General features: G+C 71.0%; 10 protein-coding genes. 3 read left to right on the top strand and 7 right to left on the bottom strand.

The features are described 5' to 3' along the window. Nucleotides 1-141 precede the first annotated feature (141 nt). Entirely contained in the window at nt 142-1,908 is a 1,767-nt protein-coding gene (arc, locus tag LG395_RS23315; RefSeq protein ID WP_103812389.1) for a proteasome ATPase, read from the bottom strand. A gap of 520 nt (nt 1,909-2,428) precedes the next feature. On the opposite strand from arc, the gene LG395_RS23310 reads away from it, so the two are divergent. Next, on the top strand, nt 2,429-2,731 hold the full coding sequence (locus tag LG395_RS23310; RefSeq protein WP_171157918.1) for a ferredoxin: 303 nt from the start codon (nt 2,429-2,431) through the stop codon (nt 2,729-2,731). A gap of 7 nt (nt 2,732-2,738) precedes the next feature. Here the strand turns inward: LG395_RS23310 and LG395_RS23305 are convergent, their stop codons facing one another. The 3 genes from LG395_RS23305 to LG395_RS23295 all read right to left on the bottom strand — a co-directional run bounded on the left by LG395_RS23305 (nt 2,739) and on the right by LG395_RS23295 (nt 6,403). Beyond that, entirely contained in the window at nt 2,739-3,320 is a 582-nt protein-coding gene (locus LG395_RS23305; RefSeq protein ID WP_171157916.1) for a hypothetical protein, read from the bottom strand. A gap of 234 nt (nt 3,321-3,554) precedes the next feature. Further along, complete coding sequence (locus LG395_RS23300) at nt 3,555-4,457, bottom strand: tRNA (adenine-N1)-methyltransferase (protein ID WP_061921269.1); 903 nt, start codon at nt 4,455-4,457, stop codon at nt 3,555-3,557. An 80-nt stretch (nt 4,458-4,537) separates the two neighbouring features. Next, a complete protein-coding gene (locus tag LG395_RS23295; protein WP_225811091.1) occupies nt 4,538-6,403 on the bottom strand; it encodes a site-2 protease family protein in 1,866 nt (621 codons plus the stop codon). A 177-nt stretch (nt 6,404-6,580) separates the two neighbouring features. Here LG395_RS23295 and LG395_RS23290 point away from each other — a divergent pair, with 177 nt between their 5' ends. Both LG395_RS23290 and LG395_RS23285 read left to right on the top strand, forming a co-directional pair. Beyond that, a complete protein-coding gene (locus tag LG395_RS23290) occupies nt 6,581-7,585 on the top strand; it encodes a RecB family exonuclease (protein ID WP_225811090.1) in 1,005 nt (334 codons plus the stop codon). 53 nt (nt 7,586-7,638) lie between these two features. Further along, on the top strand, nt 7,639-8,310 hold the full coding sequence (locus LG395_RS23285) for a response regulator (protein ID WP_014671700.1): 672 nt from the start codon (nt 7,639-7,641) through the stop codon (nt 8,308-8,310). Nucleotides 8,311-8,398: 88 nt separating this feature from the next. On the opposite strand, the gene LG395_RS23280 is transcribed toward LG395_RS23285, so the two are convergent. The 3 genes from LG395_RS23280 to metH form a co-directional block, all read right to left on the bottom strand. After that, on the bottom strand, nt 8,399-10,003 hold the full coding sequence (locus LG395_RS23280) for an ABC transporter substrate-binding protein (RefSeq protein ID WP_171157911.1): 1,605 nt from the start codon (nt 10,001-10,003) through the stop codon (nt 8,399-8,401). Nucleotides 10,004-10,436: 433 nt separating this feature from the next. After that, nucleotides 10,437-11,138, bottom strand: a complete 702-nt coding sequence (locus tag LG395_RS23275; protein ID WP_171157909.1) for an HAD family hydrolase — start codon at nt 11,136-11,138, stop codon at nt 10,437-10,439. Nucleotides 11,139-11,250: 112 nt separating this feature from the next. Then, nucleotides 11,251-14,763, bottom strand: a complete 3,513-nt coding sequence (metH, locus tag LG395_RS23270; RefSeq protein ID WP_225811089.1) for a methionine synthase — start codon at nt 14,761-14,763, stop codon at nt 11,251-11,253. Nucleotides 14,764-14,927 lie beyond the last annotated feature (164 nt).

The following is a 14,927-nucleotide window of genomic DNA, read 5'->3' as shown; positions in this document are numbered from 1 at the left end:
GGCGCGACTCGGCGGCAGGAACGAGCCTAGAACGCCTTTGCGCTGGTGGGGAGATCATTTGCGTCATTGGCTGCTCCGGTCGTGGCCCGAAAAACAGTCGGCTGCGGGTACCCGCCGAGGGCACCCGCAGCCGCCCTGCCGTTACAGGTACTGACCGGTGTTCGCCACCGTGTCGATGGAGCGTCCGGTGTCCGCGCCCTGCTTTCCGGTGATGAGCGTACGGATGTACACGATCCGCTCGCCCTTCTTTCCGGAGATCCGGGCCCAGTCGTCCGGGTTGGTGGTGTTGGGCAGGTCCTCGTTCTCCTTGAACTCGTCCACGCAGGCCTGGAGCAGGTGGGAGACGCGGAGACCCTTCTGGTTCTTCTCCAGGAAGTCCTTGATCGCCATCTTCTTGGCGCGGCCCACGATGTTCTCGATCATGGCGCCGGAATTGAAGTCCTTGAAGTAGAGGACTTCCTTGTCGCCGTTGGCGTAGGTGACCTCCAGGAATCGGTTCTCCTCGGATTCGGCGTACATGTGCTCGACCGCGGTCTGGATCATGCCCTGGACCGTGGACCCCTTGTCGCCGCCGTGCTCCGCGAGGTCGTCCGCGTGCAGCGGCAGACGCTCGGTGAGGTACTTGCCGAAGATGTCCTTCGCCGCCTCGGCGTCCGGACGCTCGATCTTGATCTTCACGTCGAGCCGGCCGGGGCGCAGGATGGCGGGGTCGATCATGTCCTCGCGGTTGGAGGCGCCGATCACGACCACGTTCTGCAGGCCCTCCACGCCGTCGATCTCGGCGAGCAGCTGCGGGACGATGGTGTTCTCCACGTCCGAGCTGACACCGGAGCCGCGGGTGCGGAAGAGGGACTCCATCTCGTCGAAGAAGACGATCACGGGGGTGCCCTCGCTGGCCTTCTCACGCGCACGCTGGAAGACGAGTCGGATCTGCCGCTCGGTCTCGCCGACGTACTTGTTGAGCAGCTCGGGGCCCTTGATGTTCAGGAAGAAGCTCTTGCCCGCCGCCTGGCCGGTGACCTCGGCGACCTTCTTGGCCAGCGAGTTCGCCACGGCCTTGGCGATCAGCGTCTTGCCGCAGCCGGGCGGGCCGTAGAGCAGGACGCCCTTGGGCGGGCGCAGCTCGTGCTCCTTGAACAGGTCCGGGTAGAGGTACGGCAGCTCGACCGCGTCGCGGATGGCCTCGATCTGGTTGCCGAGACCGCCGATCTGCTCGTAGCCGATGTCGGGGACCTCTTCGAGGACCAGTTCCTCGACCTCGCTCTTGGGCACGACCTCGTAGACGTAGCCCGAGCGCGGTTCGAGCAGGAGCGCGTCGCCGGCGCGGATGGTGACGTCCAGCAGCGGCTCGGCGAGCCGTACCACCCGCTCCTCGTCGGTGTGCCCCAGTACCAGGGCACGCTCGCCGTCCTCCAGGATCTCCTTGAGGGTGACGATGTCGCCGACGCGCTCGAACTCCATGGCCTCGACCACGTTGAGCGCTTCGTTGAGCATGACTTCCTGGCCGCGCCGCAGCTCGTCGACCTCGACGCTGGGGCTGACGTTCACCCGGAGCTTGCGGCCGCCGGTGAAGATGTCTGCGGTGCCGTCCTCGTTGGCCTGCAGGAAGACACCGAAGCCGGCCGGCGGCTGAGCGAGCCGGTCGACCTCCTCCTTGAGGGCCACGATCTGGTCGCGGGCCTCACGGAGGGTGTTGGCCAGTCGTTCGTTCTGGGCGGACACGCCGGCCAGGTTGGTCTGCAGCTCGACGATCCGCTCTTCGAGAATCCTCGTGTGGCGCGGAGAGTCGGCGAGCTTGCGGCGCAGGACGGCGATCTCCTGCTCAAGGTAGGCGATCTGCCCGGCCGGGTCGTCGGACCCGCGTCCCGGGCGGATGCCGCGGTTCATGTCGTCGTCGTGGGCTGCCACGGTCCTCACCTCCTCCAAGGGGAGCTGGACGCTTCCAGACCCTACCTGGGTGGGTGTCGATTGAAACCCCTAGATCACAAAGACTGTCAAGGTGTGTCGTCGGTCACCCGGTGCACACTCCCTCGCACGGAGGGGATACCCACTCAACGTGAAGGGAAAGCCGCTTGTTCCATGCATGGCGTGGTCGAATCCCTTCATTACTGACCGGAGTTGTCCGCACCCGACCGATCGGCCCGTATTCGGGCAGCAGCCAGCGCGCTCGTACGATCATCACGCAGAGCGACGGTGTCGGCGGATGGCGTGACCGCCGTGGCGGCCTGAAGTGATCGACCCGGCCGCCGGGGAACCCCTTTCCCGGTCCGGCGCTGGTACCCGAGCGGGCCGGGCCGGAAACCCCGGACCGGTCCCACACGGCAACAAACCGGGCGGAGGTAGGGTCGGGGGTGTCCAACAGCCGCTGGAGCGGACCCGGCTGGCCCTCGGGGTGCCGGGACCGCCCGGCGAACCGACGGCAGGAGAGATGACCGTGCAGCAGGAGGCCCCGGGCGGCGAGGCGCTGGAGGTCTGGATCGACCAGGACCTGTGTACCGGCGACGGGATCTGCGCCCAGTACGCCCCCGAGGTGTTCGAGCTGGACATCGACGGGCTGGCCTACGTGAAGGGCGCGGACGACGAGCTGCTCCAGGCTCCCGGGGCGACTACCCCGGTGCCGCTGCCGCTCCTGACCGACGTGGTGGACTCCGCGAAGGAGTGCCCCGGCGACTGCATCCACGTACGCCGGGTTTCGGACAAGGTGGAGGTGTACGGGCCCGACGCGGAGTGAGCCCGGTTCAGACGCTCTGGGTCCCGGCCGGGGTGGTGCGCAGGAAGGCGCTGCCGTTCCACCGCCACGAGGCCGGGGTCTTCACGTCCGGGCAGCAACTGGGCACGTTGTCCGAGGAGTAGCCGAGGAGCGTGGCGGAGACCGCACGCGCGCGGAGCGCGAAGTCGGTGACCGTGAGCCGTTCCTTCGGCTCGACGAGGGTGGCGACCACGCGCGGCTTGCCGCCGTTCGCGGAGCGGGTGAGGACGTAGACCCCGTCGGGCGGGGTGCCCATGGGCGCGTCGCAGTGCACCACCGCGACGGTCTCCGGCCTGCCGTCGCCGTCCAGGTCTCCGGTGGCCTTCTTGACGACCACCGCCTTCACGGGACCGCAGTCCAGCGGGAACCGCACGCCGGCCGTGCCCGGCGGGGCGACGGCCGCCGCGGCGGGCCTGCCCTCGGGGGCGGGGGCGGACTGGGCCGCCGTGGCCGATCCGGGCTGGACGACCGAGGAGAGGGCCACGACACCCGCGACGGCCGTGGCGGTGGCGACCCAGTGGATGGGCCGGGTCTGGGTGTGCGCGAGCTCCGGAACGGCGGATTGCTGCACGAGGAGCGTCTCCTGTGAGGGCTGTGCCGGTGGGATGGGCTGCATGGTGCCACACGTCACAGTGCGCGGGAACGGCGGGGTCAGGGATTCCCGGCCGGACCGTGTGCGCACCCCCGCGCGCGTGGGAGGCGTCGATGCCGGTGCCGTGTCAACACGAGGGCGCCGCGACCGAGTTTCCGGATGCGGCCGGGAACTCGGGCACGGCGCCCTCGCGTTGTACCGGTGTGCGCCCGGTCAGCGGCCGGTGCCGCCGTCGGCGTTCGGTCCGGCGTAGTCCTCGCCGTAGGCGCCCTTGGCGGGGCGGCGGCGGCGCATGGGCGGCTCGACGCCGTCCGCGAGGCGGCGGGCGGTGAGCAGGAAGCCGGTGTGGCCGATCATCCGGTGGTCCGGGCGGACGGCCAGGCCCTCGATGTGCCAGTTGCGGATCATGGTCTCCCAGGCGGTCGGCTCGTTGAAGCAGCCGATCTCCCGGATGGACTCCACGGTCCGGGCGAGCTGGGTGGTGGTGGCCACGTAGCAGCACAGGATGCCGCCCGGGACGAGCGCCTTGGAGACGGCCTCCAGGCACTCCCAGGGGGCGAGCATGTCGAGGATGACGCGGTCGACGTCGGTGTCGGACAGGTTGTCCTGGAGGTCGCCGACGGTGAGCTGCCAGGCGGGGTGGGGGCCGCCGAAGTAGCGCTCCACGTTCTGCCGGGCGATGTCGGCGAAGTCCTCGCGGCGCTCGTAGGAGTGCAGCATGCCCTGGTCGCCGATGGCCCGCAGCAGGAAGCTGCTGAGCGAGCCGGAGCCGACGCCGGCCTCCACGACGCGGGCGCCGGGGAAGATGTCGGCGAAGGCGAGGATCTGCCCCGCGTCCTTCGGGTAGACGACGGCTGCCCCGCGGGGCATGGACAGGACGTAGTCGGGGAGCAGGGGGCGCAGCGCGAGGTAGGCGACGTTGCCGGTGGTCCGGACAACGCTGCCCTCGGGAGCGCCGATCAGTTCGTCGTGCGGGAAGGAGCCCTTGTGGGTGTGGAAGTTCTTCCCGGCTTCGAGCGTGAACGTGTAGTGGCGACCCTTGGGGTCGGTCAGCTGTACCTGGTCCCCGACCTTGAAGGGCCCGCGCCTGCGGGCGGCACCGGTCGGTTCGGACATGTGACCAGCCTACCGGTTCCCTGCCGGGGGCTTGACCGGCGGAGGGGGTGGGGGGCGCGTGGGCGGGGACGGCGGCGGCGTCAGGCCGGCCGCGCCATGGCCCGCACGAAGGCCCGCTCGACGTCGGCGGCGGACAGGACTCCGTAGATCTCGCCGGTCTCCTCGATCACCAGGTACTCGGTGGCCGGGGTGGCGCGCAGCACGTCCAGCAGTTCCTCGCCGGCCAGCTCGGCGGAGACCCGCATGCCGTCGGTCAGCTCCTGGGCGAGACCGCTGACGGAGACCCAGGGTCGGCGGTGCTCGGGCACGCCGACGATGGCGGCCTCGCGGACCAGCGAGAGCGGGTTGCCGTCGGCGTCGACCACGACCAGGGCGCGGGCCCCGGCGGCGTTGGCGCGGCGCAGCGCCTCGGAGAGGGGGGTGTCGTTCTCCACCGGGACGGCCCGCCGGGTGAGGGTGCGGGCGCGCAGCTCGGGGAGGTGCTCGCGCAGCCGGGCCATGCGCAGGCTGTTGCCGGCGCCGGTCCAGATGATCGCGGCGAGGATGGCGGCGAGCAGGGCGTCGGTGACGGTGTCCATGCCGCCCACGTCCTCGCCGCCACCGCCGAAGGCGCCGGACTGGTTGAGCAGGGGCAGGCCGATCAGGACGGAGACGGCGAGGGCGCGGCCGACCCAGGCGGCGGCGACCGTGCCGGTCATCGGCCTGCCGCTGATCTTCCAGACGACGGCGCGGAGCATGCGGCCGCCGTCGAGCGGGAGGCCGGGGAGGAGGTTGAAGATCGCAACGATCAGGTTGGAGACCATGAGCCCGGCCAGCAGGACGCCGGGCACGGTGCCGGGCTCCACGGGCTTCATGGCGAGGTAGAACAGGCCGGCCAGGGCCAGGGAGAGCAGCGGGCCGACGAAGGCCAGCACGAACTCCCGGCCCGGGGTCTCGGCCTCCTTCTCGATCTCCGAGACGCCCCCGAAGAACTGGAGCTGGATGCGGCGGACGGGGAGCCTGAAGCGGATCGCGGCGACCGTGTGGGCCAGCTCGTGGACCAGGACGGAGGCGTAGAAGGCGACGGCGAAGAAGAGGGAGACCAGGTAGCGGGCGGCGCCGAGCTCGGGCAGCACCCGGTCGAGCTGTCCGCCGAAGACCCAGGTGATCAGCGCGGCGACGAGGAACCAGCTCGGCGCGACGTAGACCGGGACGCCGAAGGGGCGCCCCATGAGAATGCCGCCGCCGGGCTCCTTCGGCCGCGGCTCGGGCGGCTCGCCCTTGGCGATGCCGGAGTGGGCGAGGGAACGGTGCTCGGGGGCGGTGGAGTGATGCGCGGGGGCGGGGTCCTGCCGGGGGGGCTCGGCGGGGGTTCGGTGCTCCGGGGCGCGGTGGTCCGGCTCGGCGGGAGCGGGGCCCTGCCGGGAAGGCTCGGCCGGGGCCTGGTGGTCCGCCGGGGCCTGGTGGTCCGCCGGGGCCTGGTGGTCCGCCGGGGCCTGGTGGTCCGCCGGGGCCTGGTGGTCCGCCGGGGTCTGGTGGTCCGGCTCGGCGGTGGCGGGGCCCTGTCGGGGGGTCCCGGCCGGGGCCCGGTCGTCCGGCTCGGCGGGGGCGGGGCCCTGACGGGGAGTCTCGGCCGGGGCGGCGCCGGGGGCGCCGGCCGGGTCGGGTGTGCCGGCCGGGTCGGGTGTGCCGGCCGGGTCGGGCTCGGGGGCGCCGGCCGGGTCGGTGGTGCCGCCGCTCGTCCGGGGCTTCGCGCCGTCTTCGCCGCCCGTTCCGGTCCCGTCGGCCGTGGCCTTGCCCGCCGGATCCTCGGGGCCGCTCTCGGCCCGGTCGGCGGGGCGCGGGGGTCCGGGCTCCGGGCCTGGGTGGCCGGTGGGTCCGGTCGCCGGGGCCGTAGGGTCAGCGGAGTGCTCGGCCGGCTCGTCGTTGCCGGACCGCGGCTTGCCGCTCCCGCCGCTCACGTCCACGGTGTCCCCTCGTTCGAAGCGTCCTTCCGCACCTGCCGGACGGAAGGGTCTGAAGTCGATGGTATGCGGCAGTGGTGGCACGTTTCGCCCCGGCACCCTGTGTTCGTCCCGGCGACGCACGGCCGGCGCGGGCGGCGGCTGGGTCACTGTCAGTGGTGGGCCGTAAGGTCTGTGGACATGGACAGCAGCATCGACGAGGCGGCGGCCCAGCCGGGCGGCGCCGGACGGACACCCCCGGCCACCCCGCTCCCGACGCCGGACCCCGCGATGCCTGCGGCCACGGAACCGGCAGGGAAAGCGGCGCCGGGGACGGTCCCGGCCCCGGCCACAGGCGACGCGGGCGAGGAGCGGAGCGCCGTCGCGCCGACCTCCTTGTCGCCCTCCCGCGCCAGTGACTTCATGCAGTGCCCGTTGCTGTACCGGTTCCGGGTGATCGACCGGCTGCCGGAGAAGCCGAGCGAGGCGGCGACGCGCGGCACGCTGGTGCACGCGGTGCTGGAGCGGCTGTTCGACGCGCCCGCCGGGGAGCGGACGGCGCCGCGCGCCAAGGCGCTGATCCCGGGCCAGTGGGACCGGCTGCGCGAGAGCCGTCCCGAGGTGACCGAGCTGTTCGCCGACGACCCCGAGGGTGAGCGGCTGGCCGGATGGCTGGCCGAGGCCGAGCGGCTCGTGGAGCGCTGGTTCTCGCTGGAGGACCCCACGCGGCTGGAGCCGGCCGAGCGTGAGCTGTTCGTGGAGGCCGAGCTGGAGTCGGGGCTGCGGCTGCGCGGCATCATCGACCGGGTGGACGTGGCGCCGACGGGCGAGGTCCGGATCGTCGACTACAAGACGGGCAAGGCCCCCCGGCCCGAGTACGCCGAGGGCGCGCTGTTCCAGATGAAGTTCTACGCCCTGGTGGTGTGGCGGCTGAAGCGGGTCGTCCCGCGCCGGCTCCAGCTCGTCTACCTGGGCAGCGGGGACGTGCTGACGTACGACCCCGTCCTCGCCGACCTGGAGCGGGTGGAGCGCAAGCTGCACGCGCTGTGGGAGGCCATCGAGCAGGCCACCCGGAGCGGCGACTGGCGGCCCCGGCCCACCAAGTTGTGCGGCTGGTGCGACCACCAGGCGCACTGCCCGGAGTTCGGCGGCACTCCCCCGCCCTACCCGCTGCCGGTCACGGCGCCGGGGGCCGGGACCGTGTGAACCCGCGAAGGCCGGCAGGGCAGAATGGGCCCGGACTAGCGAAGGAGTGTCACGTGGCCATCCGCGTCCTACTGGTCGACGACCAGCCCCTGCTGCGCACCGGTTTCCGGATGATCCTGGAGGCCGAGCAGGACATCGCGGTCGTCGGCGAGGCCGGTGACGGCCTGCAGGCCCTCGACCAGGTGCGCGCGCTGCAGCCGGATGTCGTGCTGATGGACATCCGGATGCCGCGGATGGACGGTGTGGAGGCCACCCGGCAGATCACCGGGCCCGGCCGGGACGGTCCGGCCAAGGTGCTGGTGCTGACCACGTTCGACCTGGACGAGTACGTGGTGGAGGCGCTGCGTGCCGGGGCCAGCGGCTTCCTGCTCAAGGACGCGCCCGCCAACGAGCTGGTGCAGGCGATCCGGGTGGTCGCGGCCGGCGAGGCCATGCTCGCGCCGAGCATCACCCGGCGGCTGCTCGACAAGTACGCCACGCACCTGCCGTCCGGCGAGGAGCCGGTGCCGGACACCCTGCACACCCTCACCGACCGCGAGGTGGAGGTGCTGAAGCTGGTGGCGCGCGGGCTGTCCAACGCCGAGATCGCGGCCGACCTGTTCGTCAGCGAGACGACCGTGAAGACGCATGTGGGCCATGTGCTCACCAAGCTGGGGCTCAGGGACCGGGTGCAGGCCGCGGTGTACGCCTACGAGAGCGGCCTGGTGCGTCCCGGCGCGCAGTAGGGCCGGAAGGAACAGCGGTACGACGACGCGAGGCGCCCTCCCCCGGTGGGGAAGGGCGCCTCTGCCGTAGTGGGTGTCAGCCCTCGCGTCAGCCGCTCACACCGCGGCTGAGCTCCCAGAGCTGGAGCGTCGAGGAGGAGTTGAGGGCGTAGGCCACGCCCGTGACGTCGTCCCGCGCGGCGACGTACTGCTTGCCCTGCCACAGCGGCAGCACCGGGACGTCGTCGGCGACGATGTCCTGGATCTCGTTCAGGCTCTTGGAGGCGCTGAGCCGGTCGGCCTCGCGGCGGGACTGCGGGATCAGCGTGCGCTGGATGGTGCTGTTGTTGTACGGCGAGCCGAGGGTGTTGTCCTTGTCGAGGAAGGGCGCGATGAAGCTGTCGGCGTCCGGGAAGTCGGGGAACCAGCCCATGCCGTAGACGTCGTAGCGGCCCTTCTGCTCGGCGGGCCGGAAGATCTTCCAGGGGTGGCCCTGGATGGAGGCGTCGAACAGGCCGCTGTCGTTGAGCTGCTTCTGCAGCACCTCGAACTCCTGCTTGGTGGCCGAGCCGTAGTGGTCGGTGGTGTAGTGCAGGGTCAGCTTCACCGGGGTGGTGATGCCGGCCTTGGTGAGCAGCGACTTGGCCTTGTCGACGCTGGGGTTGCCGTACTTGTTGAAGAACGAGTTGGAGTGGCCGGTGACGGTGGCCGGGACGAGCGAGTACAGCGGCTCGGCCTGGGTGCCGTAGACCTTGGAGACCAGCTCGCCGCGGTTGATGAGCTGGGCCATGGCCTGGCGCACGGCCTTGGACTTGACGCTGTCGGCGTCGGTGTTGAAGGCCAGGTAGCGGATCTCCAGGCCCGGCATGTCGACCAGGTCGACGTTCTCGTCGGTGCCGGCGTCCAGCTTCTGGATCTGGGCGGGCGACATGGTGCGGGTCATGACGTCGATGTCACCCTTGTCGATCGCGGCGCCCATGGCGTCGGCGTCGGTGAAGGAGCGCAGCTCGACCTTGTCGTTGTTGACCGTCACGCCGCCCTTGTAGTTGGGGTTCTTGGTGAAGGTCGCGTCGACGATCGCGTTGTCCTTGACGTCGGCCTTGAAGGTGTACGGGCCGGAGCCGTCGATCTCGAAGCCGTCCCGCAGCTTGTCCTTCGCGTACTCCTTGGGGTTGACGATGCCCGCGACCGGAGTGGACAGCTTGTACGGGAAGGTGGCGTCGGCCGTCTTGAGGTGGAAGATGACCTCGCGCTCGCCCTGCGTCTCGACGGTGTCGATGGTGTTCAGCAGGGCGGCCGGGCCGCCGGCCACGTTGATGCGCAGCGCACGCTCGATGGAGTACTTGACGTCCGCGGCGGTCACCGGGTCGCCGTTCGCGAACTTCAGGCCCTCCCGCAGCTTGCAGGCGTAGCGCTCGCTGCCGCTGTCGGTGAAGGAGCAGCTCTCGGCGGCGTCCGGGACGGGGTCGCCCTCGCCCTTGGGCTGGGCCATCAGGGTCTGCACGGACTGGCGCAGGATGTTCCAGGTGCCGACGTCGTAGGCGAAGGCCGGGTCGAGCGGCGCCGGGGCTTCCTTGGTGGCCGTGAACTGGTCCGTGGTACCGACGACGATGGCGTCACCGCTCTTGCTCCCGCTGTCGGATCCGCCGCACGCGGCGAGAACCGGGGTGAGCAGGCCGGCCAGCGCCGGCAGCACCAAAGTCTTGCGGTTCATGCGGGAGTTTCTCCAGAGCTGTTCGGGTCCGTGTATCCGGCATGCAGGGGTGACGCGGCGGATCACGGGGGTTCTCGGCGATGTTCTCGCGATGAGATTAGTCCGCGCCCGCAGCCGGGTTCGCAGCCGCGTGAGTTGACCCCCCATCACGCAGTGGAACCGGTCGCGGACACACCGAAAACCCGACAGCGGCAGGATTAGTGCAGCTTCCCATCAATCGGGACACAAGGTCGCGCGGAAACACCCCCGATGGGCCCGATCAGCACACTTGGGCAGCGTTGTCGAGCCCCGCGGACGTGGGGAACGTCACACGGTCAACTGTGCGGCCGGTCAGCGGAATTCGGCCGCCCCGCTCCCGGCGAATTCCCCTCGGGTGTACTTCCCCGGAAATGTGTCCACAGTCGCCAACGGACTTAACACGCTGGGTGAACGGCTAGCGCATTTCCGTCATCAGGCCCCGCAGAAATGCCAGGTCGACCTCTTCCAGGGAGGAGACGACGGTGCGTCCCTCGGCCGGGCCGATGGGGGCCACGGAGGGGACGGCGACCACCCGGCAGCCCGCGGCCTCGGCGGCGGCGACGCCGGTGGCGGTGTCCTCGACCACCGCGCATCTGGCCGGATCGGCACCGAGTCCGGCGGCGGCGAGCAGATACGGGTCCGGGAAGGGCTTGGTGCGGGAGACCTCGTCGCCGGCGATGGAGAGGGCGAAGTGGTGCGGTCCGAGCACGGTGAGCACCCGGTCGATGATGCGCCGGTGGGAGGCGGAGACCAGGGCCGTGGGGATGCCGTGCAGGTGCAGTTCGGCGAGCAGCCGGGAGGCGCCCGGCATGAGCGGCAGCGTGCGGCCGATGCGGTCCTCGAAGCCCTCGTTGAGCAGCACGCTGAGTTCCGCGAGGGTGATGTCGGCGCCGGTCGCCTCGATGAGGAAGCCGGCGCTGCGGGTCATGGGGCCGCCGACCACGACGTGCCGCCAGGACTCGTCCAGCGGGTGGCCGAGGGCGGCGAAGACCTCCACCTCGACGTCCCACCAGAAGCCCTCTGTGTCCACCAGGGTGCCGTCCATGTCGAGCAGCACCGCCTCCAGGGCGGAGCCTTCGGCTGTACGGGTTCCGAGCGCGGGGACCGTACTGGTCATCCGGGCGCACCTCCTTGAGGGACGACCAGGCCGGTTCCCGGGCGGGGAACCGGCCTGCAGTGGACCGACCAGTTTACGACGTGTCCGAACAGTCTGCTGGGTGAGACACGCCTCACCGTGCGTTGAAGTACTTCGCCTCCGGGTGGTGGATCACGATCGCGTCCGTGGACTGCTCGGGGTGGAGCTGGAACTCCTCGGACAGGTGGACGCCGATCCGCTCCGGCCGGAGCAGCTCCGCGATCTTGGCGCGGTCCTCCAGGTCGGGGCAGGCGCCGTAACCGAGGGAGAAGCGGGCGCCTCGGTACTTCAGGTCGAACATGTCCTCGATGGCGGCCGGGTCCTCGCCGCCGAAGCCGAGTTCGGCGCGCACGCGGGCGTGCCAGTACTCGGCGAGGGCCTCGGCCAGCTGGACGGACAGTCCGTGCAGTTCCAGGTAGTCGCGGTAGGCGTTGGCCTCGAAGAGCTTGGCCGTCTCCGCGCCGATGCGCGAGCCCACGGTGACGACCTGGAGGCCGACGACGTCCGTCTCGCCGGACTCCTCCGGGCGGAAGAAGTCGGCCAGGCACAGGCGCCGGCCGCGCCGCTGGCGCGGGAAGGTGAAGCGGGTGCGCTCGTTGCCCTCCTCGTCCAGGATGATCAGGTCGTCGTCCTTGGACACGCAGGGGAAGTAGCCGTGGACGACGGCCGCCTCCAGGAGGTTCTCGGTCTGGAGGCGGTCGAGCAGGCCGCGCAGCCGGGGCCGGCCCTCGGTCTCGACCAGTTCCTCGTACGTCGGCCCCTCGCCGGTGCGGGCCTGCTTCAGACCCCACTGGCCCTTGAACAGCGCACCCTCGTCCAGCCAGCTCGCGTACTCCTTGAGCTGGATTCCCTTGACGACCCGGGTGCCCCAGAAGGGCGGCTCGGGGACCGGGTTGTCGGTGGCGACGTCGGAGCGTACGTGGCCCTCCTGCGGGCGCTCCTCGATCTCCACGGCGGCGGCCCGCACCCGGCGCTGCCTGAGTTCGGGCAGCTTCGCCCCGGGCACGCCCCGCTTGACGCCGATGAGGGCGTCCATCAGGCGCAGGCCCTCGAAGGCGTCGCGGGCGTAGCGGACCTCGCCCTCGTAGATCTCGTGCAGGTCCTGTTCGACGTAGGCCCGGGTGAGGGCGGCGCCGCCGAGGATGACCGGGAAGCGGGCGGCGAGGCCGCGCTGGTTCAGCTCCTCCAGGTTCTCCTTCATGATCACCGTGGACTTCACCAGGAGCCCGGACATGCCGATCACGTCGGCCCGGTGTTCCTCGGCCGCCTCCAGGATCGCGGAGACCGGCTGCTTGATGCCGAGGTTGACGACGTTGTAGCCGTTGTTGGACAGGATGATGTCGACGAGGTTCTTGCCGATGTCGTGCACGTCGCCGCGCACGGTCGCGAGCACGATCGTGCCCTTGCCCTCGGCGTCCGACTTCTCCATGTGCGGTTCGAGGTAGGCGACGGCGGCCTTCATGACCTCGGCGGACTGCAGGACGAAGGGCAGCTGCATCTGGCCGGAGCCGAACAGCTCGCCGACGACCTTCATGCCGTCCAGCAGGGTCTCGTTGACGATGTCGAGCGCCGGGCGGTCCTGGAGCGCCTGGTCGAGGTCGGCTTCCAGGCCGTTGCGCTCGCCGTCGATGATGCGGCGCTTGAGCCGCTCCTCCAGGGGCAGCGCGGCCAGTTCCTCGGCCTTGCCGGCCTTCAGGGACTTCGCCGTGGCGCCCTCGAAGAGCCGCATGAGCTTCTGGAGGGGGTCGTAGCCCTCGGCGCGGCGGTCGTAGATCAGGTCGAGGGCGGTCCGGACCTCTTCCTCGCTGAACCGGGCGATCGGCAGGATCTTGGAGGCGTGCACGATCGCCGAGTCCAGCCCGGCCTTGACGCACTCGTCCAGGAAGACGGAGTTCAGCAGGATGCGGGCGGCCGGGTTGAGGCCGAAGGAGATGTTCGACAGGCCCAGTGTGGTCTGCACCGCCGGGTGGCGCCGCTTCAGCTCGCGGATGGCCTCGATGGTGGCGATGCCGTCCTTGCGGGACTCCTCCTGACCGGTGCAGATGGTGAAGGTCAGGGTGTCGATGAGGATGTCCTCCTCGCGGATGCCCCAGTTCCCGGTCAGGTCGTCGATCAGCCGCTCGGCGATCTCCACCTTCTTCTCGGGGGTACGGGCCTGGCCCTCCTCGTCGATGGTGAGCGCGATCAGCGCGGCGCCGTGCTCCCGCGCCAGCCGCGTGACCCTGGCGAACCGGGAGTCGGGGCCGTCGCCGTCCTCGTAGTTCACGGAGTTGATCACCGCACGGCCGCCGAGCTTCTCCAGGCCGGCCTCGATGACGTCGACCTCGGTGGAGTCCAGGACGATCGGCAGGGTCGAGGCGGTGGCGAAGCGGCCGGCCAGTTCCTCCATGTCGGCCACGCCGTCCCGGCCGACGTAGTCCACGCACAGGTCGAGCATGTGGGCGCCCTCGCGGATCTGCTCCCGGGCCATCTCCACGCAGTCGTCCCAGCGGCCCTCCAGCATGGCCTCGCGGAACTTCCTGGAGCCGTTGGCGTTGGTGCGTTCGCCGATGGCCAGGTAGGAGGTGTCCTGCCGGAACGGCACCGACTGGTAGAGGGAGGCGGCGCCCGGCTCGGGGTGCGGCGCGCGCTCGGGCGGGGTGAGGTCCCGCACCCGCTCCACGACCTGGCGCAGGTGCTCGGGGGTGGTGCCGCAGCAGCCGCCGATGAGGGAGAGGCCGTAGTCGCGTACGAAGTTCTCCTGGGCGTCCGCCAGGCCCTCGGCGTCGAGGGGGAAGTGGGCACCGTCCTTGGTGAGGATGGGCAGGCCGGCGTTGGGCATGCACAGCAGCGGGATGCGGGAGTGCCGGGTGAGGTAGCGCAGGTGCTCGCTCATCTCGGCCGGGCCGGTCGAGCAGTTCAGGCCGATCATGTCGATGCCGAGCGGCTCCAGCGCGGTGAGCGCGGCGCCGATCTCGGAGCCGAGCAGCATGGTGCCGGTCGTCTCGAAGGCCATCGAGCAGAGCAGGGGGACCTCGGTACCGAGGCGCTCCATGGCGCGCCGGGCGCCCAGGACGGACGCCTTGGTCTGGAGCAGGTCCTGGGTGGTCTCGACGATCAGGGCGTCCGCGCCGCCGGTGAGCAGGCCCTCGGCGTTGGCCTGGAAGCCGTCCCGGAGGGTGGTGAACCCGACGTGGCCGAGGGTGGGCAGCTTGGTGCCGGGGCCGATGGAACCGAGGACCCAGCGGGTGCGGCCGTCGCGGGCGGAGAACTCCTCCGCGGTCTCCCGGGCGATGCGGGCGCCCGCCTCGGACAGTTCGTGGACCCGGTCGGCGATGTCGTACTCCGCCATGGCCGCGTGGTTGGCCCCGAAGGTGTTGGTCTCGACGCAGTCGACGCCCACGGCGAAGTACGCCTCGTGGACGGAGCGGACGATGTCGGGGCGGGTGAGGTTGAGGATCTCGTTGCAGCCTTCGAGGTTCTGGAAGTCCTCGAGGGTGGGCTCCTGGGCCTGGAGCATCGTGCCCATGGCTCCGTCGGCGACCACCACTCGGGTGGCGAGCGCCTCGCGGAGCGCGGACACACGGGTCCGGCTGTCGGCGGAAGGGGACGTTGGCGACGAGGCCATGTAAGGGCTCCCTGGAGTGCGACGGCTGTCGGCTATGCGGCTGGCCCGGACCGGCCGGGTTGCCGCACGGCGCCAGAGTAGCCGGGAGTCGGCTTGGATGGGCAGCGGCGTCCACGAGGCGGACGCGGGTGGCCCGCGTGCCACGCGCGGATCACGTGTGATGT

Source organism: Streptomyces spinosus (genome assembly GCF_020400655.1).
In the GTDB taxonomy this organism is placed as follows: domain Bacteria; phylum Actinomycetota; class Actinomycetes; order Streptomycetales; family Streptomycetaceae; genus Streptomyces; species Streptomyces argyrophylli.
Note: the sequence above shows the minus strand (reverse complement) of the source record. Positions and strands in the feature narration are given on the sequence as shown.

Bases quoted from the DNA above. Each gene is read 5' to 3' on its own strand.
- LG395_RS23310 (WP_171157918.1), top strand. From the start codon at position 2,429: ATGACCGTGCAGCAGGAGGCCCCGGGCGGCGAGGCGCTGGAGGTCTGG.
- LG395_RS23300 (WP_061921269.1), bottom strand. From the start codon at position 4,457: ATGTCCGAACCGACCGGTGCCGCCCGCAGGCGCGGGCCCTTCAAGGTC.
- LG395_RS23290 (WP_225811090.1), top strand. From the start codon at position 6,581: ATGGACAGCAGCATCGACGAGGCGGCGGCCCAGCCGGGCGGCGCCGGA.
- LG395_RS23280 (WP_171157911.1), bottom strand. From the start codon at position 10,003: ATGAACCGCAAGACTTTGGTGCTGCCGGCGCTGGCCGGCCTGCTCACC.
- LG395_RS23275 (WP_171157909.1), bottom strand. From the start codon at position 11,138: ATGACCAGTACGGTCCCCGCGCTCGGAACCCGTACAGCCGAAGGCTCC.
- metH (WP_225811089.1), bottom strand. From the start codon at position 14,763: ATGGCCTCGTCGCCAACGTCCCCTTCCGCCGACAGCCGGACCCGTGTG.